The sequence below is a fragment of the Azospirillum sp. VT-I1 genome (assembly GCF_055698305.1).
The window spans coordinates 306,003-331,981 of record NZ_CP168807.1; the positions used below are offsets into that span (position 1 = coordinate 306,003).

Annotated in this window: 20 protein-coding genes and 2 pseudogenes; 11 read left to right on the forward strand and 11 right to left on the reverse strand. The window is 67.8% G+C overall.

The features are described from left to right. Positions 1-17 precede the first annotated feature (17 nt). The 4 genes from AB8P05_RS32495 to AB8P05_RS32510 form a co-directional block, all read right to left on the reverse strand. On the reverse strand, positions 18-965 hold the full coding sequence (locus tag AB8P05_RS32495) for a lysylphosphatidylglycerol synthase transmembrane domain-containing protein (RefSeq protein WP_472762053.1): 948 nt from the start codon (positions 963-965) through the stop codon (positions 18-20). Between the two features lie 114 nt (positions 966-1,079). Continuing rightward, positions 1,080-1,862 carry a class I SAM-dependent methyltransferase gene (locus AB8P05_RS32500; RefSeq protein ID WP_472762054.1) on the reverse strand — a complete coding sequence of 261 codons (783 nt, stop codon included), beginning with the start codon at positions 1,860-1,862 and terminating at the stop codon, positions 1,080-1,082. Next, on the reverse strand, positions 1,859-2,716 hold the full coding sequence (locus tag AB8P05_RS32505; RefSeq protein ID WP_462620144.1) for a class I SAM-dependent methyltransferase: 858 nt from the start codon (positions 2,714-2,716) through the stop codon (positions 1,859-1,861). Before AB8P05_RS32505 ends, AB8P05_RS32500 begins: the two co-directional genes overlap by 4 nt. 288 nt (positions 2,717-3,004) lie before the next feature. Further along, positions 3,005-4,189, reverse strand: a complete 1,185-nt coding sequence (locus AB8P05_RS32510) for a glycosyltransferase family 4 protein (RefSeq protein ID WP_472762055.1) — start codon at positions 4,187-4,189, stop codon at positions 3,005-3,007. A gap of 220 nt (positions 4,190-4,409) precedes the next feature. Here AB8P05_RS32510 and AB8P05_RS32515 point away from each other — a divergent pair, with 220 nt between their 5' ends. Further along, entirely contained in the window at positions 4,410-6,023 is a 1,614-nt protein-coding gene (locus AB8P05_RS32515) for a tetratricopeptide repeat protein (RefSeq protein WP_472762056.1), read from the forward strand. 167 nt (positions 6,024-6,190) lie between these two features. Here AB8P05_RS32515 and AB8P05_RS32520 read toward each other — a convergent pair. Then, positions 6,191-6,715: pseudogene (locus AB8P05_RS32520) on the reverse strand (FkbM family methyltransferase); the annotation flags it as partial. Positions 6,716-7,228: 513 nt separating this feature from the next. Between AB8P05_RS32520 and AB8P05_RS32525 the strand changes: the two are divergent. From AB8P05_RS32525 to AB8P05_RS32540, 4 genes are all read left to right on the forward strand, one after another. Next, entirely contained in the window at positions 7,229-8,617 is a 1,389-nt protein-coding gene (locus tag AB8P05_RS32525; protein ID WP_472762057.1) for a tetratricopeptide repeat protein, read from the forward strand. A 226-nt stretch (positions 8,618-8,843) separates the two neighbouring features. After that, positions 8,844-9,521 (forward strand): ParA family protein, encoded by a 678-nt coding sequence (locus tag AB8P05_RS32530; protein ID WP_014190058.1) that lies wholly within the window; start codon positions 8,844-8,846, stop codon positions 9,519-9,521. Between the two features lie 970 nt (positions 9,522-10,491). Beyond that, positions 10,492-10,911: a hypothetical protein gene (locus AB8P05_RS32535; RefSeq protein WP_472762058.1), complete on the forward strand. Its 420-nt coding sequence runs from the start codon at positions 10,492-10,494 to the stop codon at positions 10,909-10,911. Positions 10,912-11,033: 122 nt separating this feature from the next. Continuing rightward, positions 11,034-12,506: a tetratricopeptide repeat protein gene (locus AB8P05_RS32540; protein ID WP_472762059.1), complete on the forward strand. Its 1,473-nt coding sequence runs from the start codon at positions 11,034-11,036 to the stop codon at positions 12,504-12,506. Between the two features lie 6 nt (positions 12,507-12,512). Here the strand turns inward: AB8P05_RS32540 and AB8P05_RS32545 are convergent, their stop codons facing one another. Next, positions 12,513-13,106, reverse strand: a complete 594-nt coding sequence (locus tag AB8P05_RS32545; RefSeq protein WP_472762060.1) for a hypothetical protein — start codon at positions 13,104-13,106, stop codon at positions 12,513-12,515. A gap of 202 nt (positions 13,107-13,308) precedes the next feature. Between AB8P05_RS32545 and AB8P05_RS32550 the strand changes: the two genes are divergently transcribed. The 4 genes and pseudogenes from AB8P05_RS32550 to AB8P05_RS32565 all read left to right on the forward strand — a co-directional run bounded on the left by AB8P05_RS32550 (position 13,309) and on the right by AB8P05_RS32565 (position 17,213). Next, positions 13,309-14,859 (forward strand): Mu transposase C-terminal domain-containing protein, encoded by a 1,551-nt coding sequence (locus AB8P05_RS32550; RefSeq protein WP_472762061.1) that lies wholly within the window; start codon positions 13,309-13,311, stop codon positions 14,857-14,859. Positions 14,860-14,919: 60 nt separating this feature from the next. Further along, positions 14,920-15,792 (forward strand): TniB family NTP-binding protein, encoded by an 873-nt coding sequence (locus AB8P05_RS32555; RefSeq protein ID WP_472762062.1) that lies wholly within the window; start codon positions 14,920-14,922, stop codon positions 15,790-15,792. Further along, positions 15,792-16,187, forward strand: a pseudogene (locus AB8P05_RS32560) (TniQ family protein); the annotation flags it as partial. The gene AB8P05_RS32555 and the pseudogene AB8P05_RS32560, both read left to right, overlap by 1 nt. Positions 16,188-16,406: 219 nt before the next feature. Then, a complete protein-coding gene (locus tag AB8P05_RS32565; RefSeq protein ID WP_472762280.1) occupies positions 16,407-17,213 on the forward strand; it encodes a hypothetical protein in 807 nt (268 codons plus the stop codon). 26 nt (positions 17,214-17,239) lie between these two features. Here the strand turns inward: AB8P05_RS32565 and scpB are convergent, their stop codons facing one another. The 3 genes from scpB to AB8P05_RS32580 all read right to left on the reverse strand — a co-directional run bounded on the left by scpB (position 17,240) and on the right by AB8P05_RS32580 (position 19,795). Next, positions 17,240-17,974 (reverse strand): SMC-Scp complex subunit ScpB, encoded by a 735-nt coding sequence (gene scpB / locus AB8P05_RS32570; protein ID WP_472762063.1) that lies wholly within the window; start codon positions 17,972-17,974, stop codon positions 17,240-17,242. Positions 17,975-18,074: 100 nt separating this feature from the next. Continuing rightward, complete coding sequence (locus AB8P05_RS32575; RefSeq protein WP_472762064.1) at positions 18,075-19,007, reverse strand: DUF1403 family protein; 933 nt, start codon at positions 19,005-19,007, stop codon at positions 18,075-18,077. Beyond that, on the reverse strand, positions 19,004-19,795 hold the full coding sequence (locus AB8P05_RS32580) for a hypothetical protein (RefSeq protein ID WP_472762065.1): 792 nt from the start codon (positions 19,793-19,795) through the stop codon (positions 19,004-19,006). Before AB8P05_RS32580 ends, AB8P05_RS32575 begins: the two co-directional genes overlap by 4 nt. Positions 19,796-20,552: 757 nt before the next feature. Between AB8P05_RS32580 and AB8P05_RS32585 the strand changes: the two genes are divergently transcribed. Then, positions 20,553-21,527, forward strand: a complete 975-nt coding sequence (locus tag AB8P05_RS32585) for a recombinase family protein (protein ID WP_149225166.1) — start codon at positions 20,553-20,555, stop codon at positions 21,525-21,527. Positions 21,528-21,796: 269 nt separating this feature from the next. Here the strand turns inward: AB8P05_RS32585 and AB8P05_RS32590 are convergent, their stop codons facing one another. Next, positions 21,797-23,197: a nitrous oxide reductase family maturation protein NosD gene (locus AB8P05_RS32590; RefSeq protein WP_149225167.1), complete on the reverse strand. Its 1,401-nt coding sequence runs from the start codon at positions 23,195-23,197 to the stop codon at positions 21,797-21,799. Between the two features lie 509 nt (positions 23,198-23,706). Between AB8P05_RS32590 and AB8P05_RS32595 the strand changes: the two genes are divergently transcribed. After that, positions 23,707-24,729, forward strand: coding sequence for a TMEM43 family protein (locus AB8P05_RS32595; RefSeq protein ID WP_188092412.1), 1,023 nt, complete (start codon positions 23,707-23,709; stop codon positions 24,727-24,729). 169 nt (positions 24,730-24,898) lie between these two features. Here the strand turns inward: AB8P05_RS32595 and AB8P05_RS32600 are convergent, their stop codons facing one another. Continuing rightward, the gene (locus AB8P05_RS32600; protein WP_149225169.1) at positions 24,899-25,843 is read right to left on the reverse strand and encodes an IS110 family RNA-guided transposase; all 945 of its coding nucleotides are present in this window, start codon (positions 25,841-25,843) and stop codon (positions 24,899-24,901) included. Positions 25,844-25,979: the final 136 nt, after the last annotated feature.

Below are 25,979 nucleotides of genomic sequence, written 5' to 3' on the forward strand. Positions count from 1 at the left end.
GGTCGCTTGCCGCCGCCTCAGGCCGCGCGGCGCTCGCGCAGGACCGTCAGGTCGATGACGGCGCCCAGCAGGGCCACCATCACCTGGAAGGCGAGGATGCCGAAGCCCAAAGCCAGCGACTGGGCGTGCGGAACGCCCACCAGATCCAGCAGGCCGACCAGCGACGCCTCGCGCAGGCCGATGCCGGCGACGGTGACCGGCATCAGCACGATCACCGACATCAGCCCGATCACGGCGCACCAGACCGAAAAGGGCTGGTCGATGCCGACCGCCAGCCCGAGGGCCTGGCTGCCGGCGACCGCCGCCACCTGCACCGCGATCCCGCCGGCGATCGACAGCAAGGCCCGCCCCGGCCGGCGCGTCTGGTCGCGCCAAGCCTCCAGGAAACGGCGCAGCGGCCCGAGGAGCCAAGCCTCACGCTTCGGCCCGGCGCGCCAGCCGAGCAGCGCCAGCAGCAGGGCGCGGGCCGGCGCCCAGGCCAGCAGAACGGTCGCCGCGGCCAGCCCGGCCAGCACCAGCCCGACCGCGACCAGCAGCCCGTCGCCGAAGCGCGCCGACTGCACCGCCAGCCCGCCGCCGGTCAGCAGCAGCAGCCCGGCGATCCCCGTCACCTTGTCGAAGGCGACGGCCGAGACGATGCGTCCGCCGTCTTCCCGGCCCTGCCCTTCCTCCCGGCTGAGCCGGTAGGCCTTCACCGCCTCCCCCGCCAACTGGCCCGGCAGCACCAGCGCATAGAGTTGCGCCACCAGCGTATAGGCGAGCAGCCGCCCCGCCCGCAGCTCCGGCAGCAGCACCCGCAGCTTCAGCGCGTTCAGCACATGCATCAGGAAGAACAGCAGGCCGGCGAGCCCCATCAGCCCCGGAGACGCCACCGCCAGCACCCGCCCGACCTCCGCCACATCGACCCGCCACAGCAGCAGGGCGACCAGCAGCGCGCTGACCAGGGCTTTCAGGCCGGGACGCATTTAAGGTTGCCTTTTCATGAAATCATGAAGTCATGATGTGACGTGAGGGGTTTATGCCCTCTCCCGCCTCTCGCACAAACTTCGTTTGTGCGAGAGGCGGGAGAGGGAGAATCCTCACGACCCCGGCCGGCGGGCCAGCACGTAGATGTAGTCGCCGTGCGACCAGGAGTTCAGGCGGAAGATGTGGTAGAGCGCCTCGGCAATGAGGCGCCGGCCGGGACCGTAGTCGCCCTCGGTGCCCTGGCCGCTGGCGGCGCCCAGAACGTTGCGGTAGAGCGGCGAGAAGAAGGGGAAGCCCCATTCCACCACCCGCTCGATCTCCAGCCCGACCGACTTGATCTTCGCCTGCAGCTCGCCGCGGGCATAGTTGCGGTGATGGCCGACCGTGCGCTCGAAATCGCGCATCCGCCCCTGCAGGGTGGAGACCAGCAGGTAGCGGCCGGTCATGGCGGCGAGGTTGCGCAGCGCCGCCACGTCGTCCTCGATATGCTCGACCACGTCGGTGCAGACCACCAGATCGAAGCGGCGGTCGAGATGGCCGGCGGCGACGTCGAGCAGGCCGAACTCGGCGGTCGGCGCCCGGCGGCGGGCGACGTCGATGGCCTTGGCGGAAAAGTCGAGGCCGCTGTAGCTGGCCTGCGGCTTCAGCGGCATCAGCGTGGCGAGCAGCGAGCCCTGGCCGCAGCCGACATCGAGCAGGCTGTCGTAGTTCAGCGGGCGCACCATCTCGGTGACGATGCGGCGCAGATGCCGGCCGGTCGGGCCGTATTTGCGCATGTCGTTCCAGCGCCGCTCCCAGCTGTCGTCGTAATCGACGCCACCCGGGTGATCGGCCGCAGCGGCAGCCATGGGAGTGGGCAGGGGAGTGTTGGCGGACTTGAATGCGTCGTCGCTCATGCGGGCCTCCGGCGCAGGATGAATTCGTTGCAGCCCGTCGGCACGCGCGGCGGGCGGACCTCCAGCATGTCGAAGCCGAGCGCGTCCATCCGCGCCCGCACCTCGTCGGCACTGGCATATTCGTAGGGGTAGCCGCCGAGCCAGTCGGTGACGTCCACCCAGAACTCCATGCCGCGCTCCTTGCGCAGCGGGTTGGAGCCGGTGATCGCCCAGGTCGCCAGGAACATCAGCGAGCCCAGCGTCCAGTCCCAGAGCTTCCGAAGGAAGCCCGGCGACAGATTGTAGACGATCTTGATCAGGGTCCAGATCGGCGAGGTCCAGTGGCGGTTGTAGAGCGCCAGCACGAAGGTGCCGCCCGGCGCCACCAGCGGGGCCACCGTCTCGATCGCCGGCCACATGGAGCCGGTGTGGTGCAGCGAGCCCCAGGCATAGACCACGTCGAAGCGGCCGAGCGAGCCGACGAAGCCGCTGTCCAGCGCCGAGCCGCGGCGGAACTCGATGCGCTCGGCCAGTTCGGGCGCGAAGCGGCCCAGGTTGCGGCGGGCGACCTCGACACCCGTGGGGTTGACGTCGAAGCCGAGAGCGCGGGCGACGCCCAGCTTGCCGGCGGCGATGGTGAACAGGCCGGAGCCGGACCCGACGTCGCAGAAGCTGGCATCCTTCAGCCGGTCGGTCCCGACCAGCCCCTTCAGGCTGTCGATGGCCGCCACCAGCCGCGGCTCGTCCAGCACGGTGCGCGAGTAATGGTCCCAGTTCTCGCCGAAATCGAAGGCCAGGGCCGGAGTGCCGCTCCCGCCTTCCGCCGTCTTCACCGGTTCCGCCACGCTGTCCGATCCCTTGCTGTCCGAGCCCACTCTGCCGCGCCGCCATACGCTCCCGAAAGCCGCCGGATGTCAACAGCACGTCAAGCGGGGGGCGTGGCGGCACGTATCCTTGGACGGGCGGAGAGCGGCGGGCAAGATGAACACGGATTTCACGGATTTGGACATGGATTTCACGGATGTGGCGTTGCAAGGCGGCGGCTCCGTGAAGGAGCAGAGGTGTCGCCAAGATCAAAAAATCCGTGAAATCCGTGTCTTAATCCGTCAAATCCGTGGAGATCCTGTCAGCTCCCCCGCACTTCGCGCGGGAGCCCGACGGCCTCACTCCGCCTGCGCCGGCCGGACCCGTCCCGCCGCCTTGCTCCCGGCGAGCGACAGGTCGCGGTAGGCGGCGGCGACGGCGCGCCAGGAGAAATGCTCGACCACCCGGCGGCGCCCGTCCTCGCCCAGCCGGCGGCGCAAGGGCGCGTCCTCGGCCAGACGGGCGAGCGCCGCGGCAAGGGCGGGCGTGTCGTCGGCGTCCAGCATCAGGCCGGTCTCCTCCTCCACCACCAGGTCGCGGTTGCCGGCGATGCGGGTCGCCACCACGGGCAGGCCGGCGGCCATCGCCTCCAGCACCACGTTGGGCATGCCCTCGTCGCGGGACGGGAAGACGAAGGCGTCGGCGGCGCGGTAGGCGGCCGGCAGCTCGTCGCGCCCGAGCCAGCCGAGGAACCGGACGCGCTCCGACAGGCCGAGCCGGGCGGCCTGCGCCTCCAGCTCCGGCCGGGCGGGGCCGTCGCCGACGATGGTCAGGCCGATGCGGCCGCGCAGAACCGGCGACAGGCTGGCAAGGGCATCGAACAGCACGTCCAGCCCCTTCTGCCGCACCACCCGGCCGACGAACAGCAAGGACAGGCGGTCACTCGTGCCCCGCGCGTCGGCAGGGGAGAAGCGGGCGGCATCGACGCCGTTGGGGATGATGGCGACGGGCTGGTCGGGGGCGAAGCGGCGGGCGAGATCGGCCAGCCCCTCGCTGTTGGCGACGACGGCGGAGGAGCGCCGCCACAGCCAGCCGATCACCGGCCCGGCCAGCCGGTGGTAGAGCGAGATGCCGTCATACTGGAAGCCCGGCACGTCGCCGCCGCGCAGGCTGACGACATAGGGCACGCCGGACAGCGCCTTCACCATCCAGGCAGCCGGACCGCAGGGCAGGCCGAAATAGGCGATGGTGGCGTCCGGGCGCCAGCGGGCGGCGATCCACGGCGCCATCACCAGCGAACTGGCGAGGAAGGCCAGCATCTCCACCACCGAGCTGCGGTCGCGGCGGCGGCGCAGGGTGGGGATGCGCCGGATCTCCACCCCGTCGGCCCGGCGCTCCGCCCGCGGAAGATCGCCGAAGGCGGAGGTCAGCACCAGCACCTCCTCGCCCAATGCTGCCAGCTCGCGGGCGGTGTTGTCGGTGGCGTTGGCCGCCCCGCCGCCCAGCGGCGGAAATTCGTAGTTGATCAGCAGAATCCGCGCCATGCCGCCCGCCATGCTCCCCGTTCGACGAGCGCCATTGATGGGCGGTGGGCGGCGGCGATGCAAGCGGCCAGCCGCCCCGTCCCCGTCCGGCCCACGCCTGTCCGGCCCACGCCTGCCGACTGGCGCCCATCCTTTGCAGCACCCGCCATCTCTGCTACTGATCGCGCCGGTCCTCGAAGCTGTCCGAAACCAGGTCCTCAACCGGGGCGATGCGGTCTCCATGAACATCCAGCAAGCCTTCGCCACCGCGCTCGGATTCCAGCAGAGCGGCAAGGCCGGGGAGGCCGCCCGGCTCTATGGCGAGATCATCGCCGCCGATCCCGAATTCGCCCCTGCCGTCAACAATCTGGGGCTTCTGCGCGCCGATGCCGGCCGCAACGCGGAGGCGGCGGCGCTGTTCCGCCGCGCGCTGAGCCTGACGCCGGGCTCGCTGAACGGCTGGAACAACCTGGGCGGGCTGCTGATCCGGCTCGGCCGGCCGGAGGAGGGGGTGCGGGCCTACCGCAAGTCCGTCCGGCTGAAGCCCGACCAGCCGGCCGTGCTCAACGAGCTGGGCGTCCAGCTGGAAAAGCTCAAGCATGCCGAAGAGGCCCGCGACGCCTTCGCCCGCGCCGAGGCCCTGACGCCCGACGATGCGGAAATCGCCAACAACCACGGCGCCATGCTGCGCATGGCCCACCGGCTGGACGAGGCGGCGGTGCGTTTCCGCCGCGCCATCGCGCTGGACCCGCAGCACAGCGGGGCCTACAGCAACCTGGGTTCCACGGTGAAGGACAAGGGAGCCTTCTGGGAAGCCCTGCTGGCCTTCCGGCGGGCCACCCGGCTGGCCCCGGACTTCGCCGGCGCCCATTGGAACGAAAGCCTGGTCCGGCTGCTGCTGGGCGATTTCGTCCAGGGGTGGCGGGGCTATGAATGGCGCTGGAAGCATGGCCGCCTGCCCTCGCCGCAGCGCAGCTTCGTCCAGCCGCGCTGGGACGGGTCGCCGCTGAAGGGGCGGCGGCTTCTGGTCTATTGGGAGCAGGGCTTCGGCGACGTGCTGCAGTTCGTCCGCTATCTGCCGCTGCTGGCCCAAGCAACTGGTGGGGCGGCTGGCGGGGCGGCCGGCGGACAGCCGGTCTATCTGGAATGCCAGCGGGCATTGCTGCCGCTGCTGCGCCGCCTGCCCGGCACCATCGCGGTGGAGACCGAGGGACCGCTGCCCGACTTCGACGTGCAGATCCCCCTGCTGAGCCTGCCGGCGCTGTTCGGCACCCGGCTGGAGACCGTGCCGGCCCGCGTGCCCTACCTGACGGCGGAGCCCGGTCTGGCGGCGCGCTGGGCCGAGCGGCTGCGGGGGCTGGCAAAGGACGGGGGCGGCATGAAGGACGGGGGCGGCCTGAAGGTCGGCATCGTCTGGGCCGGATCGCCCACCCACGGCAACGACCGCAACCGCTCCATCGGGCTCGCTCCCTTCGCCCGGCTCGCCGCCATCCCCGGCGTCAGCCTCGTCTCCATCCAGAAGGGACCGACCGAGGGACAGGCGGCGAACCCGCCCGGCGGATTCCCCCTGCTGAACCTGTCGCCAGACATCAAGGACTTCGCCGACACCGCCGCCATCATGGCCGGCCTCGACCTGGTGGTCTGCGTCGACACCTCCGTCGCCCATCTCGCGGGTGCGCTGGGCGTCCCGGTCTGGGTGCTGGTCCCCTTCGCGCCGGACTGGCGCTGGATGCTCGACCGCGAGGACAGCCCCTGGTATCCGACCATGCGCCTGTTCCGCCAGGACCGCCCCGGTTCCTGGGACGATGCCATGAACCGCCTGGAACACGCGCTCCGCGAGCGCGCGTCCGGATAAGGATCAGAGGGGGCGTAGGGGCCGTCGCGGTGAACCATCACCAGATCGACCTGCCACATCCGCTCGTCATTGGGACGGTAAAGCGGATCGACGATGTCCCAGACCTGGAACCCATAGGGGGCCATGGCGGCGATGATGCGGGGCAGGCGGGCATCCGCGCCGGCCACCGTCGCCTCGATCACGAAGACGGCGTCCGGCCGCATCAGGGTGGCCGCCCCGGCCAGAACCTCCAGTTCCAGGCCATCGACGTCGATCTTCACCAGCATCGGCCCGGCATAGCCGCGTTCGGCACACAGGCCGTCCAGCGAGAGGGCGGGCACCGTGCGCAGGCGGGGCAGGGTGCTGTCCGGCTCCGCCCCCTCCAGAACGACGGAGGAGTAGAGCCCGTCGTCGGACACCGCCAGCGGAACCGTGCCGTCCCGGCGGGCGATGGCGGCGATGCGGTATTCGGCGCTGCGCAGTTGCCCGCACAGGGCCTGCAGGGCCGGTTCGTTCTCGGCCACCGGCTCGATCAGCACATGGTGGGCTTCGGGAAAGACCTCGTAGAGCGGCGGGGTGCCGGTCTGGGCGCCGACGTCGATCACCGTGGCGGGGGTGAAGCCACGCCCGCGCAGCAGCGTCAGCGTCTTGTGCTTGCTCTGGCGGATCGCCGTCCGCTGCGACCGGATCAGCGCCAGCAGGGTCACCGCCATCGGGTCGGCCGGACTGACCCGCAGGATGGCGCGGTAGAACTCCTCTGCCCGTTCCAGGTCGCCGGAGAGATGAACGTCGAAAGCGATCTTGAGGCCGTCGGCGATGCTCACGGCGTAACTGTCCCCCAGACCGGCGACCACCCGGGCTTCGCGCGGCGGCGACTGGATGGCTGATCATAAAAGTGCCGCGCCGGACGGACCGGCGCGGCACAGTTTCGGCTGGAACCCTTTCCCGGGTCCATAGCAACATTTGATGATATTTACCCGTTTGTTCAAGCGCCTTCTTCCGCAACGGCCATGTTTCCGCTTCCCCGGCCACGCATTTTCCGCATGGCGGAGCCAGCGAGGTCCTTCCGGGTGCCGCTTCCCCCGAAAGCGGTCATCCATGGGACGGTCCCCTGCGACTCGGAGCGGCGGACGGCGCGGTCCGGAGAGGGCGGGAAGCGCCGCTTGCCAGGAGCGGGGACGCCATGGGATGAAGCGCCGCTCCCCACCTGCCGACCGGTCCATCCCATGCGCCTTTCCGACCAAGCCGCACTCCAGGCCGCACTCGACGCCGAACGGACGGGGGACCGCGAGACCGCCCTCAGGCTCTGCCACGGGCTGCTGGAGCGGGTGCCCGCCGGCCCGCAGGCCCCGGCCGCGCATGACGCGCTCGGCCGGCTGCTGCTGGGCCAGGACATGGCCGCCGCCGCCGGCCATGCGCTCGCCGCCTGGAACCTGACGCCCGCCGATCCGACCCGCAGGTCCAACCTGTGGCAGCTGCTGACCCATCTGGGCGAGGCCGGCGACGTCGCCCGCTTCCGGGGGCGCGAGGACTGCGTCGGGCTGGTCGCGCTGGGCAACGCGCTGCGCCGCGACGGGCAGGCGCTGCGTGCCGAGCGGGCCTATCGCCGGGCGCTGGAGCTTTATCCGGAGGTGTCCTTCACGCTGAGCCGGCTGGCCTGCCTGTGCGCCGAGCAGCACCGGCTGGAGGAGGCCGACGCCCTGTTCACCCAGGCGGCCGAACGCCACGGCGGGCGCGACGCCGTCACCCGCACCGACCCCGCCTTCCTCCAGTCCCTGCGCGAGGGACCGCCGCCCGCCGGCATCCGCGCCACCATCCAGGAGGGCGCCGGCGCCGCCGCCCGGCCGCTGGTGGTCTATGCCTGCTGCGATGCCGTCTATGCGCGCAAGTTCCTGCCGACCATGGTGCGGTCCATCGCCGAGGACAGCGGGCTCGACTGCGCCATCGCCCTGCATCTGGTCAATCCCGACGCGGAGGCCGAGGCGACGGTGGCGGCCCTGGCCGCCGCCCACGGCGCCGACCGCTTCATCATCCTGCGCGAGACCATCGACCTGTCGCCGCTGGGCGACAATGCCAAGACCTATTACGCCTGCAGCCGCTTCCTGGTGCTGCCCGACCTGCTGATCCGCTGGCAGCGGCCGGTGCTGATGCTGGACGTCGACCTGCTGGCGATCCGCGACCTGAACCCGCTGCTGGCGACCTCCGCCCGGTCGGATCTGGGCATGATGAGCCACGCGCTGAAGCGGCTGGACATCTGGAGCCTGCTCTATGCCGACGTGCTGCACATCCGGCCGACCACGGGGGCGCTGCGTTTCCTCGACCTGACCCGGCGCTACATCCGCCATTTCCTCGACCGCGGCCTGCCCGTCTGGTTCCTCGACCAGGCGGCACTCGCCGCCGTGCATCTGGCCGGCTTCACGGCGGAAGCCGCCCCGCGCCTGACCGTCTATCCGGCCGACATCCACAGCAGCACGGTGATGGTCGACGGCGAGGGACGCTACTGGACCGACGACAGCGCCTATTTCTATTCGGTCCGCGCCACCGGCGGCGGCCAGCATGCGGTGCACCGGCTGAAGCGCCGCGCCGGCACCACCGCCGACGTGAAACAGGGTTGAAGCAGGGTTGAAGCAGGGCTGAGGCCGGACTGAAGCCGGGCCGGGCGGCACCGGCAGGCGGGTGACGGGCGCATAGGACGGCAGGTCATGATTTCATGAATCATGATTTCATGCTTCTTCTTCATGACGTGAAACCACTTCCATCTTTCCTGATCTTGCGTGTAAATCCGCGAAGCTCCCGCTGGGATCACTCCGCTCTCCATCCTTTGCTACCGGGAACCACCGCATGGCTCGGATCATCAGTTTCGCCTCCACCAAGGGCGGCGTCGGCAAGACCAGTCTGGTCATGGCGCTCACCTCCGAACTGCGCCGGCGCGAGGCGAGCGTGCTTCTGCTCGACTGCGATCCCAACCGGCATCTGGCCGAATGGGCGCGGCGGCGCAACGATGCCGGCGTGCGGGTGCTGGACGAGATCACGGAATCGAACGTCCGCCAGACGGTGCAGGAGAATGCGCCGAGCTTCGACTACACGCTGATCGACCTTGCCGGCTTCGGCAACCTGACCATGCTCTACGCCTTCTCGGTCAGCGACGGGGTGCTGATCCCGACCCAGCAGTCCTTCATGGACGTGAAGGAGACGGTGCGCACCTTCAAGGTGGTGGCGGATTCCGTGGGCGTGCTGAAGCACACGCCGGCCTCCAGCGTGGTGATCGTCCGCACCCAGGCGGCCATCGAATCCCGCGTCGACCGCCATGCCCGCGGCCTGCTGGACGAACATGGCGTCCCCGCCTTCCGCACCGAACTGATCGAGCGCTCGCTGCTGAAGGAGATGACCTACACCGGCCACGGCCCCGGCGAGGTCAACCCGAACAGCAACGCCGACCTGAACGTCCGCTCCCTGACCGACGAGTTCGTGGCCTTCCTGGAAGCCTCCCCGGCCAACCCGCTGATCCCGCGGGGGTGAGAAGCGTGCGCTTCGCACGGCTTCCCACGCGATGCTATGGAAACAGGCCATGGCATCGCGTCATGATTTCATGGCATGGCCTCCTGCGGCGCCCGGACCGGAAAGAGCCGGGCTTTCCCGGGCGTAGGATCGCGTCGGCGACCGGCCCTGGTTCGAATCCGGCCGGGCAGGGCTGTCGAGGGACGAACCTATCTCTCCCATAAATCATGACATGATTATTTCTCATGATTTAATGGCAGAGAATCCGCTCCTGATAGCGGATGGTCCCGATCGGTCGCTTGGCTGGTTTCACATTGCGTCGTCCATACGAATGCCATGCGAAGGTGCAAACGGACCGGTTTTCAGTTCATGATATCATGATTCATTGTTCGGCTCGTCGTGGTGGCGGTGGCGCCATTGCATGACGAGCATCTCCCTCTGATGCGGGGGCCTTGAGAGGCGGCTGATCCTTCGACGGTCCGGACCCGCCGGGGGTACGGTATCCGTCCGCCCCTCTGCCACCACCGGCACGCCTTCCCAACCGGAAGCCCACCTTTCACGTGGCGATGAAGAGAGTTCTTGATTTCATGACTTGTCTTCATGGCAAACATACCCCCTTGATTGCCCACGGTCGGTTTCCCCGCTTGCCGACAGCCTTCCGGCGACCGGCAGCGAGAATGGAGAATGAGGCGCAGGGGGTGGTTGGGCCGTGATGAACGGCCGCCAATCCCCTTGAGCAGAACGGCCCTCGCAGCACTTCACCGAATTCTTTAAATCATGTTTTTATGCCATGACTTTCTATCGTTTCATGAAATCATCTTCCCCCCCCCCCCAACCCCACCCTGTGCTTCCCGCGCCACGCCGGCCGGCTTTCCGCCAAGACGCGCTTCGCACCCGCCACATGCCGTGAAGACAGGACACCAAGTCATGATAATGCTTCATGGCTTATCTCAGCCGGCGCCAAGCCGGTGCCGTCCTGACCGGAGTGCCCATGTCGACCGACAGCCCCGCCAAGCCCGCCCTGAAGCCCGCCGCCAAGCCGGCCCGTCCCCCTTTGGGCGGGATCGGGATCGGCGGGCTGGGCACGGACGACGTCGACCCGATCCGCCAGTACGGATTGAGCAAGGGCTTCCTGCCGACCGAGACGGAGCCGCCCGCGGCTCCCCAGGCCGCCATCCCCCAGCCCGTCCACCAGCCCCCGACACAACCGGCTCCGGCACCGGCTCCCGCCATCGTCCGCCCGGCGCCGACCCGGCCGTGGCAGGCGATGCTGCCGGACTATCTGGTGGAGGAGCTGCGGCAGGCCGCCGCACGCGAAGGCACCGCCCAGAAGGTGATCGTCCTGAAGGCCCTGCGGCAGGCCGGCTTCCGGATCGACGACATCGACCTGCAGGACCTGCGGCGGCGCTGAGGCTCCCGGCCCGGCGCACAATGCACACAGGCGGGGCCGAAGGGACGGTTTGACTCTCCAGAAGCAGCCGTCTATCCCCTGCACACGGTCCAGACCGACTGCCGACCACCAGCGACGACGAGATGAAGGCAAACATCACCCAGGCCGCCCCGGCACTGTCCACAGCGGCAGCATCGCCCCTTCAGGCCTCGCCCCGTCCGGTATCGTCCGTCCCGGCGCCCGCTCCGGCGGCCCCGGCCCCGGCCCCGGCACAAGCTCGGGCCACCGCCCAGCCACAGGGCTCGCATGGCCTCACCATCGACATGCTGGAACGGATGCTGGACCAGCAGCCCACCGACCCCAACGTGTGGAGCGCGCTGGGCGCCCTGCTGCGGCAGGCCGGCAAGCCGGAGGCGGCGATCGCCTGCCAGCGGCGCGCCCTGGAGATCGACCAGCGCCATGTCGGCGCCTGGACCAATCTGGGCAACGTGCTGGGCGACGTGGAGCGCTATGACGAGGCCATCGCCGCGCAGGAGCATGCGGTGGTGCTGTCGGGCGGCAACGCCAGCCTGCTGTCCAACCTGGTGGTGGCGCTGCGGCACGGCTGCCGGTTCGACCGCGCCCTGGAGGTGCTGGACGTCGCCCTGCGCGCGCGGCCCGGCGACCCGGGCCTGCTGTGGGACCGCGCCCTGACCCTGCTGCAGGTCGGCCGCTATGCCGAAGGCTTCCGCGACTACGACTCCCGCCTGTCGCTGCCCAGCTACCAGAACCGCATCGCGGAAGGTCCGATGTGGGATGGGCGGCCGCTCGACGGCAAGACCATCCTGCTGACCACCGAACAGGGTTTCGGCGACGTGCTGCTGACCGCGCGCTATGCGCCGCTGGTCAAGGCGCGCGGCGGCCGGGTCCTGCTGGAATGCCATCCGGAGCTGCAGCGCCTCCTGTCCGGGCTGGAGGGCATCGACGGCTTCGTGCACGCCGGCACCGCCTATCCGGCCTACGACGTCCACTGCCCGCTGATGAGCCTGCCGCACCGGCTGGGCACGACCATCGAGACGGTGCCGCCGCCCACCCGCCTGACCGTTCCGGCCGAAGCGCGCGAAAAGGCCGCCCGGCTGGTGCCCGGCCATGACGGCACGATCAAGGTCGGCATCATCTGGTCCGGCCGGGTCACCTTCAAAGACAACGCGCGGCGCGCCACCACGCTCAGCCGCTTCCTGCGCTTCCTCGACGTGCCGAAGGTGCGGCTCTACAGCATCCAGAAGGGCCCGCCGGAGGCGGAGCTGGAAACGCTCGGCACCTCGACCCTGATCACGCCGCTGGGGCCGCATTTCAACGATTTCGCCGACACCGCGGCGGTGCTGGAGCGGCTCGACCTCGTGATCATGACCGACAGCTCGGTGGCGCATCTGGCCGGCTCGCTCGGCCGCCCGGTGTGGAACCTGCTGCAGTTCATGCCCTACTGGGTCTATGGCGACGGCAGGACGGGTGGGGGCGACACCACCCCCTGGTACCCGTCGATGCGCCTGTTCCGCCAGACCACCCCCGGCGACTGGGACAGCGTGTTCGCCGCGGCCGAGAAGGCCCTGCGTCAGGTGGTGGCGCTCAGGACCTGAACCGCCTCAGCTGCCGGCCCGGCCGTAGCGGGCCAGCAGCGGGTCCTGCCTTTTGAGGATGCGCTCCAGAGCGGCGAGCGCGTCGTCCACCCCCTCCGCCGGCTCCACCCAACGATCGGCCTCCCACGACATTGGGGGCTGCGGCCTTGGGGATTCCGGCCTTGGGAATTCCGCCGGAATGGCGGCTGTCGCGGCGCGGGGGGCCACCTCCCCCAGCATCGGCGCCAGATCCTCGGCGACGAAGATCCGGTGGGTGCGCCGGCGCGTGATCTCCACGGCGATCTCCAGCCGCTGCAACTCCTCCAGAAGATCGGTGGCGGCACTGGTGGCGCAGCGCAGCCGCGCCGCCAGCCGGGCCGGGCCGATCACTCCCTCCGCCGCCACCGCATCGACGGCGCGGCGGATGCGGGCGTCGCTGCGCCGGTCGGCCACGCGCCGGCGCCAGCCGCGCCAGCGGTGCAGCAGGGCGACGAGGCCGTCCTCCCCCTCCGCCGCCTGACGGGCCATGCCGTCGAGGAAGGCGACCAGCCAGTCCGCGCCCGGTTCGGCGCGGCGGATCGCCTCGACCCCATTCAGGCAGGGCAGCGGCAGGGGCGTCATCTCCCGGACGGCAAGTGTCGCTTTCTCCTGAAAATTTTCACGGGGTCTGAGCAAGAACATATCGACGGATCAAGGGCTTCTATGCAAAGCTTGCGGCTGAAAATTTTCTTGCAGCCGAACGCTTTCGCGGGAGGGCGTCTGGGGTATGGGACGGCGATCCGACGATCCACCCGATGACCCACGCTGGTCCGAGGCCGAGCGCTTGGCCACACAGCTTGACCGCATTCTGGACAGCACCTCTCTGAAGAGCGAGGCACGTGCTGCCGCCATCAATGATCTTGCCGCCCGCCTCAAACGGACGCCTCAGACGATCCGCAACCACCTGCGCAAATACGGCCGGCGCCGTCTGGTCCGCGACCTGCTGCGCGACGATTCGGGGCGCGGTCCAAGGATGCCGTTGGAAGCCGAGACCATCGTCCGAACCGTCCTCGACGACAAGTATCTGACCCCTGAAGGGTGCTCCCTGAACGAGGCCACCATTGTGATCAACGGGCGCCTGGAAGGTGCTGGGCTGAAGCCGGTCTCGTTCAACACGGTGAAGAGCCGTCTCTGGAAGCATTGGACGGCCGAAGAGGTGGCACGTCGGCGTGGCGAAACCATCAAGGTGCGCAAGCATCGGCACCGGGGCGGTTCCCTGGTGCCGGATTACCCGCTGCAAATCTGCCAGATCGACGAGACGGAAATCGACGTGCTCGTTGTTGACGGCGCGGGCCATCTGCTGAAGCGGCTTTGGCTCACCGTTCTGGTCGATGTGCTGACCCACATGATCCTGGGCTTCTGGCTGTGGCCGCGGTCGGCCAACCGGGAGGCGATCGGGCTGTGCGTTCAGCACGCCATCCGCCCGAAACGGGCGTATTTTCAGAAGTTTGGCATCGAAGCTACGGATGTCTTCGGCCGACCGGAGCGCATCATTTCGGATCGGGCGGCCTGGTACAAGGCTCTGAAAGGCCACCGCGGCCTGGAGGATCTGCGCATCACGGTGGATCCCCGGCGTGGCGAACCGCATATCCGCAACATAGTCGAGCGCCTGCAGGGATCGATCAACCAGCAACTCCGCAAAGCTCGCGGGCAGACCGGCCGATCCGTCGCCGACCGAGGCGACTATCCCGCCGAGGAGCGCGCCTGCCTCACCTATGAGCAGATCGAAAAAGCAACGGCCATCATCGTGTTCCGTATCTGCAACGGGGAAATGGATGAGAAAACCCGCAAGCGTCCCGACCTTGAATGGACCAAACACGCATCCCGCATTCCCGAGCATCTCCTGAGTGTCGACTGGGAGGAGGTGCAACTCGCCTTTTTGCCGGAACGCACAGGCAGCTTGTCCAGCAAAGGGATCCGGGCCTTCGGCCTCTTCTACTGGAAGCAGGATGATGAGCGACTGGCAGAGCTTTACGCCAACCGCGGTCGCGAAAAGCTTCGGATCAAGGTCAACCGCAATGACGTCAGCCACATCTACCTGTGGCACCCGACGCTGATGCAATGGCTCACGGTCCCTCGCGCCGACGGCGTACTGAAACCCATGACGGTTTGGGAACTGGACGCTCAGAACAGCCGGGAGCGCAAGGAGGCGGGAACCTCCTGGGCGGAGCGAGGGAAGTCACGCGAAATGGTGGACGAAGCACTGACTCCAAGGCCTCGGAAGGTGCGGGTCAGCCGAAAGACTGCCAGCGACGCCCTGGCGGCGCAAATCGCTGGCGACTCCCAAACCCTATGCGGAGGAGATGGAGATCAACCGGCTCAAAACCTCGGGTGATGGGCTGGGCCGCTTGCCGATGATCGAGGACTGTTTCGATGTGGAGGCTTGGGAGACCACATGACCGACCATCTCAGCGAGGAAGCCCGCCAGCAGGTGGAAACCCTGGACGCCACCGCCCGCTGCGCGGCCATCGGGGCGCAACGATGGATCGGCTATCCTGCGGCGCTCCAGGCTCTAGACGCGTTGAGCCAAATCCGGGAGCGCCCCGCCTCCACACGCACGGCCGGCGTGGCCATTTGCGGGCCGTTCCGCAACGGAAAGACCATGGTTGCCGACAAGTTCCTGAGCATGGAAACCATGCAGGTCCGCCCCTCCCACTACTATCAACTGCCAACGGGCGCCTCACGGATGGAGTTCCTGAGTGGCATGATCCGGGCGATGGGACGGGTTCCCGACCCAACCCAAAGGACGATCGAGGGGCGACGGCAGCAGCTGGAAGCCTTGCTCGATGAACACGAACCGCGTGTCTTCATCTTCGATGACGCCCATCACGGCTTCAGCGGCAGTGCCGCGAAAGAATTCCACACGCTGCTGCGCGTCATGGGCCACCGCTGGGACATGTCGCCGGTGCTGATTGGCGATCGATCGTTGGCGGAAGCGATCCACAACGACGGCGAACTGCGGACCCGCCTGACCAACCGCCCCTTGCCGCGATGGCAGTACGACGCCGACTACGCGCGTCTGTTGAACAGTCTGGTGCGTGCTCTGCCGTTGCGCCGCAAATCCGAACTCACCGAGGAGCCTCTGGCCAAGCGGTTTTTCCTGACAGCTGAGGGTCTCATCGGCGACATCGTTCAAAATGTAGCTGCTGCGGCGGTGGCAGCGGTCCACTCCGGTGAAGAACGTATCACGCTGGAGATTTTCAACTCCCTAAACCTGGAGCCGCCGTCGAAGCGCTTCTCACCGGGCGAGATGCGCGGGCTGGCCTGATGAACGGCCATTTGCCGCCTGGGCAGCCGGACGACGTGTTTTCCGTGGAGCCGCTGCACCGGGGCAGGCCGGAGCCACGGCCAATCACCTGGGCGCCAGACCCGGCCCCCATTGCCGACGAACTCTTGAGCAGTTGGCTCAGCCGTCGGGCCTGGGCGGATGCCATGGGACCGGATGCCTTTCTGCGCAGCCTTCGATCCAGTCTCGGACAGACGATCCTGGACCTGGATGGCGCACTTCCGCCCCGGTTCTTCGCCTTCCTATCCCGGTGCACTGGGATGCCGATACAGCGGTTTGAGGCGATGCAGCGCTTTGCCCATCCGCCAGATACGGTTTGGGCGAGGCTCTTCTGGGCGCCGCGGTTCTGTCCCCAGTGCTGGACGGAGGATGAGGCTCCATACATACGCTGGCGATGGCGGGCGACGCTATTTGAGGTCTGCACGGACCATGGCCTTTGGCTGTGCAACCGCTGCCCAGCCTGTCAGGCACCTCTTTCCATTCTTCGAGGACCACACCGCCGCCCGCTCTGGCACTGTGCCGGATGCCAACTTGACCTGCGTACAGCGACGGCGATGCAAGCGTCTCCAGACGCTGTCCGGGGACAGACCTTGATCTTGGACATCACCGATTTGGCCGAAGAAATCGGGCGACGGCGCCTTATTGAACAGGCATCAAGCATCCTGCATGATGGCGATGCCAGACAGGATGGCAGACGCCACGCTCCCCAGACGGGATTGGCTTTGATCGGCAGGTCCTGGAAACGAGCCTATTCACTGTTAGATGGGACCCCGCGGGGAGGCGTTAGAACACACCTCCTGCGTCTCCTTCATGGCGGCTCCCTGGAGGCGGCTCTGGCAATCGAACCGCGGCCGGTCCGTTGTTGGGAACCGACAGCCAAGCTCAACTCTGTCACCCTCGACGACCTTATCCATGAGTACTGTAAACCTGGGGAGACCGAACGGCACGTTCGTCCCGCGACCATCGATGACATCCCTCATGTGCAGACGTTCTGCCGCGGTTTGTTTGGAGATTCCTTTGGCGATGAGGAACATGAAGGTCACGATGCTCAAATCCAGACAGACCTCGAGACGCTTCTTGCTACTCCCTGGCAAGCCTTGATCGAGGCGAAATTCCCTTTTCTCATTGGTCTGGATGGTTCCAGGGTGGTCGGTTTGGTGGTTGGTCGGCAGGAGAAAACCGCTGTCCTCATGGTCGAGCGAACTGGGGCTGCCTTCATTCCCGTGCTGCTCGAAGGACTAGCCCAGGTGATGCTCAGCCATGGCACGCGCCCACTCAAGGTCTGGGTAGCCCAAGAGAATCAACGGTTCTTTGAGGAAGCTGGTTGGCGCAGTTCAGGGGCTGAAAACGAAGCCGGCCAGATTTGCATGGAATACTCTCCACCGGTGACGGACACTCCGTAGCCAATCCCAGCGATAAGCGCCCTTTGTCAGCAGTTTGTATCGGCAGGAGCCGCCTCATCATCGTCGGACTTTAGATCCTGGAGCCGTGCCGTCACTCGGGCCGATGTCGCGGCCACCTCGGTCAAAGGGCCGGTGAGGTTGATGGCCGGTGGGTTGGGCCGGGGCTGCCGCCGGGCCGGAGGGAGCGGCGCTCCCCCCACTGGCTCCGGCGAAGTCGGCGCCCCGGCAGGGGTGCCGTCGAGCACCCCGGTGTCGGCCAGCCCCATCGCGCGCAGATCGTCCAAGTCGGGCAGGTCGGCCAAGCTCTCCAGGCCGAACTGATCGAGAAAGGCGTCGGTGGTCACGAAGGTCAGCGGGGCGCCCGGGCGTGGGCTGCGCGGCCCCGGACCGACGAGTCCCGCCGCGCGCAGGCGGCCGACGGCGTCGGCATCGACTGTACGGCCTAGCAGGCGCTCAAGGTCGCGCCGGGTCAGCGGCTGGTGATAGGCGATGGTAGCGAGCAAGAGCTGGTCGGCCGGACCGAGAGCAGGGAGGGGGCCGCCGGCAGGGCGCACCGCCCGCAACACCGGAGCGAGATGGGGGCGGGTGCGGTGATGCCAGCCGCCAGCGACCGCCACCAGGTCGTAGGGCCGGGGGCGCAACTCGCCACGGATGGCGGCGATCACCGCGTCGAGCGGGCAGTCGTCGCCGACCACCCGCGCCAGCACCGTCCGTGGCACCGGGGTTGGCGAGGCGAAGATCACCGCCTCGACCCGGCTCATCCACTCCCGCCACCGCAGCTCGGGCGACAGATCGGCCAGGGCCCGATCGAACGGCAGGTCATCACCGGCCTTTGCAGGAGGCTGTGCCATGGTCCCTCGCTTAGAGCCCATAAAGGCGCGCGGTGGTTCGCCCGGTCAATTCGCGAACGACACCGAGGGCGACCAGCCGATCGAACAGGCGGCGCGCAGCGCGCTCGGGGATGAGGTCGCGTACCCCGGCGACCGACAGCGCGTCGCGGGCGAGCAGCCGGTCGATGACGGAGCCGGCGGCGCGGGCGCGCAGGCGGGACCGCAGCGCCTGCAGCGCTGCGCTGCGCTGCGCGAGCAGGACGAAGCGATCAAGCGCCCGCCCGCTTCCACGCAGGATGGCGCCAGCCAGGCGGGGATCGTCGGCCGATGCGAGAGCACCGAAGGCGCCGCCGCGCGACCGTAGGCCTAGTGTGACGAGCGGCAGCCCCTGGTCCCAATCAAGCCAGCGGGCCAGAGTCACATCAGCGGCCCACAGCACCAGCCCGCCGCGTCCGGGCCGGGCATCCAGCACCGCTTGAACGGCGGCGGCGGCGGCGGCGAGCGGGCAGGGCAGGGCGGCGGCGGCGGCGAGACGCTTGGCCAATGCGTCCGCCACGACCGCGTCGCGCGCTCCGAGGCCAGCGATCAGGTCCGGCACGTCATTCCAACGGGCGCCGACGGTACCGATGCTGAGCCACAGGTAGGCGCGCACCACCGGGGTCACTGGGCCGGCCGGCAGCGCTGGACCAAGGGCGACGAGGTCGCGCAGCGCCGCTTCGTCCTCCGGGCGTCCGTCGCGGGCCACCGCGTCGGCCGCGGCGGCTAGCGCGAGGCGGTTGGCCCAGGCGCCGGCGTGAGCGGTCGACGATACCACCGCCGCGTCGAGAACCGTGAGGGCGGCGCCGACTTGGACGGGAGTGGCGCTATCCTCCCGCTCGGCGTCCCGCCGTGCCCACACCGGCATGCGCAACGCGTACGTTTCAACGGCTGCAGGATGGTCGGTTCCCGACAGCCGCCGGGTCACCAGTATCTCCGTTCCACGACACGACCAACCTTGGAGCCGATCCACTGGTTGACCAGTTCCCACACGATGCGGTGCGCTTCCCAGAGTGGCATCGCCTGTTCGGCATTCCATTTCCCGTCAATGTTGCCCAGGTGGCGCGGCCCTTCGCTAAGGGTCCGGGCAAACTGGATGCTGCCGTTGAGCCGCCCCCGCGTGTCCTTGCCGATCCATGGGTCAACATTATGAAGGCCGCCAATATCGGCGCTGATGGCGTTGAGCACCAAACCGAAGCCCGTCCAGGTGGGCCGCGCGGTCAGCACCGCCAGAACAGTGGCCACCGTCTCGTCCGCCAGAGCCAGGGCCGCCCACTGCCGGACGAGGTCCTGCACCTCCGGGGCCTCAGGCGCCCGGCAGGCGTTAGGCAGCCGGAACCCAGGCCCCGCCTGGCGGTGGGCGATCACGGTGCCGTCGGCGTCCTCGCACCGCAGCAGCGCGATCCGCACCGGTTCGTAGCGAGGATCGAGCAGGCGGGCGGCGCCGTTCATCGCCGAAAGCCGTGCGGCCGTCCAGGCGTCCACCGTGTCCCACGTCTCGTCGAATGCGATCTCGGCCGTGCCAGTGTCCGTGGTCGCGGTGCGGTGCACCGGGTTGGGCTCGAGCACGAGGTCGCTCGACCGCAGGGTCCAGAGCGGCGTGCCATCGGCGTCCGCGCCGCGCGCCACATGGCAGTCGGGCTCCGTGAAGCAGGCGGCGAGCAGGGTGAGATCGCTGTCCTCGCCTTCGAGGACGGCGCAGTAGGTGAGCGGCATGGCGGCACCGGGGGCAGGGCGCAGGAAGGGAAAAAGAGGCGACGGCGCTTATCCCTCTGTTTACCACCCTTAAGCGCCGGGGTACAGGGGTGCGGCGTCATGTCCGATAACCTTGGCTTATCGGACATGACAGACACCCGGCCACCGGCTACACTCGGAACCTCGTTTTGCTGTCGGCTGGCGAAATAACCTTTACTGACCGCTTTTCGGCGCGAATTCTGGTCTCAATAACGTGAACTGAGACCCAGTCGCCGGGCGGTTTGTCCTCAATAACCTTTACCGGCGATCTCAATAACCTTAACTGGGGCCCAGTCCCTAGCCGGGCTGTACTCCCACAATGCAGACGCCTTTCCGCCTCAGCATGCCGGTTGGCATCTTGTCGCCCTTTGGTTGGGAGGGGTTCACGATCCCGGTTGCCAGAGCTTTCCGTTGCTCGGTGCAACGGCCCTTCTCTCACCGTGCGGTGATGCCGGCGCGAGCTCCGGCCTGTTCAAACCGCCTGTATAGGCCGCCAAACGATCATTTTCTCAAAACTGATTAAACTAGGCGTCTTGTCTCGCGCCGGCTGACGGCCTCAAGCGATCAACGGAGCGCAAGCCGGGCCGCGGCGCATAGATATTTTACCAAACGGTCCTTACGTGGCGTCTGCGTATTTGGTAAAATGCCCCAACTGGACGCTGGCGAGGGTGTCTGTCGCTCAATCGGGTGAAATTCGGCGGCGTGCACCGTTTCCGGACCGCTGCGCTGGGAGAGGTCCATGGCCCTAATCGGGTACGCCCGCGTTTCAACCGACGAGCAAACCACCGACCCGCAACTCGACGCGCTGAAGGCGGCCGGTTGCTCGACGATTCACCGGGAGCATGGGTCCGGCGGCGACCGGTCACGTCCAGAGCTGAAGCGCGCCATTGCGCGCTGCCGTGCCGGTGATGTGCTGGTCGTCGTGCGCATCGACCGGCTGGCCCGTTCGCTCGCCCACCTCCTGGAGATCATCGAAGCGCTCAACTCCCAAAGGGCGGGCTTCCGCTCGCTGGGTGATCCCATCGACACCACCAGTCCGCAAGGCCGCTTCACCTTGCAGATCCTTGGCGCGGTGGCCGAGTTCGAACGCGCGCTCATTCGCGAGCGCACCAAAGCCGGACTGAAGGCCGCCAGGGACCGCGGCCGCACCGGCGGCAATCCAGGCCTGCGCTTCCGTTCCGCGTCGGCGGTGCGCGCCGTCAACGAGGCCCGCGAGGCGCGGCGCGACGCTGATGTGCTGCGGGTGGCCGATGATATTCTGCCCCACGTCCGCGCGATGCGACCCGGCTATTCCTGGGCGACCGTCGCCCGCAGCTTGGACAGAAATGGCTCGCGGCGCCCCGACGGTGGTCCGTGGACCGGAGCGGCCCTGGTGCGCGCCGTCCGTCGCCTCGCGCGTGACGGGTTCGTGAACGACAAGGTACTGGAGCGTACGCCGCGGCGGCGCGACAGCGATGACCTTGTCACCTTGGTTGCCTCGGCGGTGAAGACGCTGGACAACCCAACCCTGACCAACATTGCCCGGCATCTTGAGGAGCTGCACTGCCGGACGCCCCGCGGGGAAACGCGCTGGTCGGTCTCGTCAGTTCAGAACCTTCTGGGTCAGGCCGTCGCACAGGGGCTTCTGGAAGACCGGCCGCTTCCCGCTCCGGAAGCGCCTCGCCGGCGCGGCCGTCCGCCAAAATCGCTCAAAGGCCTGCAAAGCACTCCATAACGGCGACAGTCAATGCACGTGATCAGCGGAGCAGCACGAACGTCTCCACTGCGTCTCCGCAAAGGTCTAGCTCACTCTTCGTCAGATCCAGACCGATCGGCGTCACGCCCATTGCGGGCTCCCATAGGTGGTGTCTTCGACGTTCAACGCTTTTTACCGGCATTCGGAAAAGGGACCTCCACCGCATCACCCTATCACTCAAGGCTATTCCCGTAGGAGCGGGAGTGAAGGAATACGGCCGCGTGCGTTCGGGCTTATATCGCGGCGCTTCAGCCTGCCTTACCCCTTCCGCGTTCAACGCGACGACCAGGGAGGGGACCGCCGGTAGGCGCATCACCGGGGCTTTGTGTGAGCATGCCGGTCTCGGGTGGCGCCATAAGCGGGCTGGTGTCCACGATGCCTCCTTTCTGAAGCAGGGGAAGCTGCTTCTGCGCCCAGCGGATTGCCTGGATGCCGGGGCTGTTGAGCAGCAGCTTGGCGGTGGGATAGGCCCACATAACGCGGTCCACCAGATCGTTCGGCCGGTATGGCTCGTCGGCAATGCCGTCACCGTTTAGGTCGTAGGCGGCGTTGTCGGACCAGTAGTTGCCGCGCCCCTTCTCCGACCACTCGACCACGCGGGCGCCGACGTACTTCACCTGGGTGCGGTTGTTGATGAAGGCGTTGCCGACGACTGTGTTGCGTTCGGCGCCGCCGGTGAGGTGGGCGCCGATCTCGCAGCCCTCGAACCGGTTGCCGTGGATCTCGTTTCGGACGGATCCGAGAACAAACAGGCACTTGCCGGTGCCGATCCGTGACCCGTCGACCGGTTCGGCTTCCCGTGGAACGTCCGGGTCCGGATCGTCCCGGTCGCTCTGGATCGGGGCCGTGCCCAGGAAGCGCCCATTCACGGCGTTGGCCTCGAACCGCGACCCGTTGACGGAGTGAAGCAGGAAGCCGTGTTCTTGGTCGCCCTGTGAGAGGTTGCCCCGGACGGCGATGCGGTTGGACATCATGATCGCGTAGCCGACTTGGTTTCCGACCGAGATGTTGCCGGACACCTCGCTGTCGTTGGCGTCCATATAGTGGATGCCGAACCGTACGCCCTCCAGCCAGTTACGGCTGAAGACATTCCGCTGGGTCTTGCTGACGAAGATGCCGTCACGACCGTTGACGATCCGGTTGCCGATGATGCGGGTGCCCGGGCTGTTCCAGACGGATACCCCGTTGCCACGCTCCGACATCCGGAGATCGTCGCGGCCGATGATTGTGTTGTCCCGCACCAGGGCGTCGGACGGTCCCCAGAGGTAGACACCGAAGAGATTTCCTTCGAGACGGTTGCCCTCGATCACCGCCCGATGGGCGGCGCGGTCCAGGTGGATACCGGACGCGATCCGCTCACGATCCGTGCCGGAATTCTGGACGACCAGATTGCGCACGGTGACGTCCGGAGCTTTGACCATGATCACCGGACCCCGGCTGCGCCCGTCGACCACGGCGCCGCTTTCGCCGTGGAGCGTCAACGGGCGCGACACCGTGACGGGGCCAAGATGCACGCCCGGCTCGAGCACGAGCACGTCGCCGACCGCGGCAGCGTCCACGGCTGCCTGCAACGCCTCTTCGCCCGCGGGAACGCGCACGGTGCCAGCTGCGGCGGCCGTGGCGACGATGGTCGCGGCGATGCCGACCATTCCGGCGCGAACCGCGCGTGCCCGACACCTGTGGAACAGCCCGCGGCCGGATACATCCGCCGTCCTGGTCGTCATGGTGCGGCCTGTTCCGCTGTGCTGCATGAAGGAGTCACCCACGAGCTTCGGGATTGTCTGTGTCCAGCACCATAAAGCCCGCTGAGAGGCGCGGTGCCTTGACCAACGACAAGTTGGCCGGTTCCGATGCCCGGCCTGCACGTTGAGCGCCTTGATGTCGATGGTCTTGTCGAGTTTGCGGCCGGATCCGAGTGATGGTTTACTTGCCTGAAGTCAAGTCGCGCCCCAACTCGGCGGGGTAAGGTTCGGCCCGTGCCCGTTGAGGCGTTCGCGCAACGGAAGACGCCGAGGCCGACCGCCAACGCGGTCGTTCATTCGCCGAATTGGTGGGTGCGTGGGCGGCGGTCGCCGCGTCATCGCACCTGCTGCTCTCCTCTTCCCCACCCTTAGACATCACCGGGACTGGACCTGCCATGATCACAGGAGCTCACATTATGACCGACACCGTCGCATCCACGAAGCCGAGCGTACCCTGGAGGCAGCGGACGGTTCTGTTCATGATGGCGTCGGTGACGTTCCTCTTCCTGAGTTTCCTGCTCGTCAGCGCCTACGCTTGGTTCCATACCGACGCCGCGGTGCGGGTTGCCCGCGTGGGCGAGCTTCGGTCGCTGCTCGTCAGCCTTGACCCCGCCAAGCCTGGTCCAGATCTGGCCGGGCGTGTCGTCTACGTCCAGGGAACCGCAGCGGCCGGGCAGCCGATCACCGACAGCAGCACGGGCGTCATCTTCGAAAACACGCTGATCACCCAGAGGATCGTGGAGCGGTACCGCGGCGGCCGGAAGGCAGGCTGGACCCCGGAGGAGACGCAGTTCATGCCGTCGTCCGGCGCGCGTCTCGACGGATGGGCGTTGACGGACCCGCTTCTGGCCGCGACGCCCTCGGCGCTGGGGCCCTTGCGCCCGGGCGAGGATTACCGGTTGCCCGCGGGTATGGTGCTCGCCGACAGCGATCCCCATGCGGCTTATCAACCAAGTGGCAATGCACGGGATTCCGACCCGGTGTCTCATCCGGCGGCCAATGACCGTCGACTCCTCTACCGGACTCTGCGTGACGGCCCCTTGAGCGTGATCGCTGCGGTCGACCGGAGCGGCCACGGATTGGTGCCGCTTCGCATCGACGGGGATGACGTGGCGCTCCTGGCGAACGGAAGCGTCGATGCTGCGACCATGGTCGAGAGCGTTCTGAAGAACGCCAACACGGCGCGTGCGGAAACGATGCTCTGGGCTCTTGCCGCCGGATGGGTGTTGTTCCTGATCCCGGCGATCTGGGCACCGGTGCAGCGCTGGATCGCCCTGACCATTGTCCCCTTGGGCGGCATCCTCGCGACACTCACCGCCGCTTCGGTCGCGGCCGTGCCGGGTGGCGTGGCCGGCAGCTTTCTCACTGGGCAAACCGTTGCACTCGGGTATGTGCTGCTGATCGGATTGGCCGCCCGGAGGCGTGGCGTCCTAGTCTGATCCGGTCGTGGGAGGCGTCGCAGCACCGCATCAAGCCACCAAAGAACTCCTCAAGCGGGTCGCACTCGATCGGAAGAAACGCTATGGTGTTTCCCTCGCAACCCTTCAGGTGAGGTGAACCGCTCCGGCTTTCCTGGAGGCCCCATTTCTTGAGCGACTGTGTTGCGGGTCAAGCGGTTTTCCATGGCGAGGCTGTCTTGATGATGGCGTTCAGGATGGTGAGGAGATGGCGCATGCAAGCGACGAGGGCGACCTTCTTGGGACGCCCCGCCGCCACGATCCTGGTGTAATGGGCCTTGATAACGGGGTTCCAGCGGACCGCCGAGAGCGCAGCCATGTAGAGGGCGTTGCGCACAGCGGTGCGGCCACCGGCGATGGCTCTATGGCCACGCATCTGTCCAGAATCGCGGTTGACGGGCGCGACGCCGACCAAGGCGGCGATGCGCCGGCGGTCAAGGCGGCCGAGTTCAGGTAGGTCGGCGATCAACGTGCGCGCGGTGATGCCGCCGATGCCGGGGACTGACGTCAGCAGGTCGTCGGCAGCTCGCCAGACGGGGGAGCCACGCACGCTGTCGTCAATGTCCTTGTCCAACTCGACCAGTTGAGCCTCCAAGGTTTTCCGGGTGGCTTCGATGGTGCGGCGGACCCGTGGGCTGCGGGCCTGACGCAGGCGGTTGGCTTCCATGCCGATCATCTCGACCACTTGCCGACGCCGCGCCACCAACTCGGCCAGCACCTGGCTCTCGGCGTCGGCGATCGGGCGAGGTTCGGGGCGGATGCGTTCGGCGAACAGGGCGATGATCTGGGCATCGAGCGCGTCGGTTTTGGCGAGCCGCCCGGTGGCGCGGGCGAAATCGCGGATCTGACGCGGATTAACGACGGCCAGGGGCAGACCAGCGCCCGCCAGGACGGCGGCGACGGTCACTTCGAAGCCGCCCGTCGCTTCCAGCACGATCAGGGTGGGGGCACGCGTGCGCAACTCGGTGACGAGGTGATCCAGGCCTTCGCCGTTGCGCGCAACGGCGAAGGCCTGCCCTGCGGGCAGAATGTGTACGTCGAGACGGTCCTTCGAGACGTCAATGCCGACGAAGCTTGGCGAAGAAGGTTGTTCCATGACCCGTCCTTGCGAATGCGGGCTCACCTTGCGGCCCGAGCGACTGTTCGGGTTCCGGATGGAACCGGCGGACGGGGCACCGTGCTCAAGAACGGGCTCGATCGCCCGAGAGATGGGCGGGCTCCCGTCCGCCGAC

Excerpts from the sequence above, each read along its gene's own strand:
- AB8P05_RS32495 (WP_472762053.1), bottom strand. The coding sequence starts at position 965 with ATGCGTCCCGGCCTGAAAGCCCTGGTCAGCGCGCTGCTGGTCGCCCTG.
- AB8P05_RS32500 (WP_472762054.1), bottom strand. The coding sequence starts at position 1,862 with ATGAGCGACGACGCATTCAAGTCCGCCAACACTCCCCTGCCCACTCCC.
- AB8P05_RS32510 (WP_472762055.1), bottom strand. The coding sequence starts at position 4,189 with ATGGCGCGGATTCTGCTGATCAACTACGAATTTCCGCCGCTGGGCGGC.
- AB8P05_RS32515 (WP_472762056.1), top strand. The coding sequence starts at position 4,410 with ATGAACATCCAGCAAGCCTTCGCCACCGCGCTCGGATTCCAGCAGAGC.
- AB8P05_RS32525 (WP_472762057.1), top strand. The coding sequence starts at position 7,229 with ATGCGCCTTTCCGACCAAGCCGCACTCCAGGCCGCACTCGACGCCGAA.
- AB8P05_RS32530 (WP_014190058.1), top strand. The coding sequence starts at position 8,844 with ATGGCTCGGATCATCAGTTTCGCCTCCACCAAGGGCGGCGTCGGCAAG.
- AB8P05_RS32535 (WP_472762058.1), top strand. The coding sequence starts at position 10,492 with ATGTCGACCGACAGCCCCGCCAAGCCCGCCCTGAAGCCCGCCGCCAAG.
- AB8P05_RS32540 (WP_472762059.1), top strand. The coding sequence starts at position 11,034 with ATGAAGGCAAACATCACCCAGGCCGCCCCGGCACTGTCCACAGCGGCA.
- AB8P05_RS32545 (WP_472762060.1), bottom strand. The coding sequence starts at position 13,106 with ATGACGCCCCTGCCGCTGCCCTGCCTGAATGGGGTCGAGGCGATCCGC.
- AB8P05_RS32555 (WP_472762062.1), top strand. The coding sequence starts at position 14,920 with ATGACCGACCATCTCAGCGAGGAAGCCCGCCAGCAGGTGGAAACCCTG.
- scpB (WP_472762063.1), bottom strand. The coding sequence starts at position 17,974 with ATGAGCCGGGTCGAGGCGGTGATCTTCGCCTCGCCAACCCCGGTGCCA.
- AB8P05_RS32580 (WP_472762065.1), bottom strand. The coding sequence starts at position 19,795 with ATGCCGCTCACCTACTGCGCCGTCCTCGAAGGCGAGGACAGCGATCTC.
- AB8P05_RS32585 (WP_149225166.1), top strand. The coding sequence starts at position 20,553 with ATGGCCCTAATCGGGTACGCCCGCGTTTCAACCGACGAGCAAACCACC.
- AB8P05_RS32590 (WP_149225167.1), bottom strand. The coding sequence starts at position 23,197 with ATGGTCGGCATCGCCGCGACCATCGTCGCCACGGCCGCCGCAGCTGGC.
- AB8P05_RS32595 (WP_188092412.1), top strand. The coding sequence starts at position 23,707 with ATGACCGACACCGTCGCATCCACGAAGCCGAGCGTACCCTGGAGGCAG.
- AB8P05_RS32600 (WP_149225169.1), bottom strand. The coding sequence starts at position 25,843 with ATGGAACAACCTTCTTCGCCAAGCTTCGTCGGCATTGACGTCTCGAAG.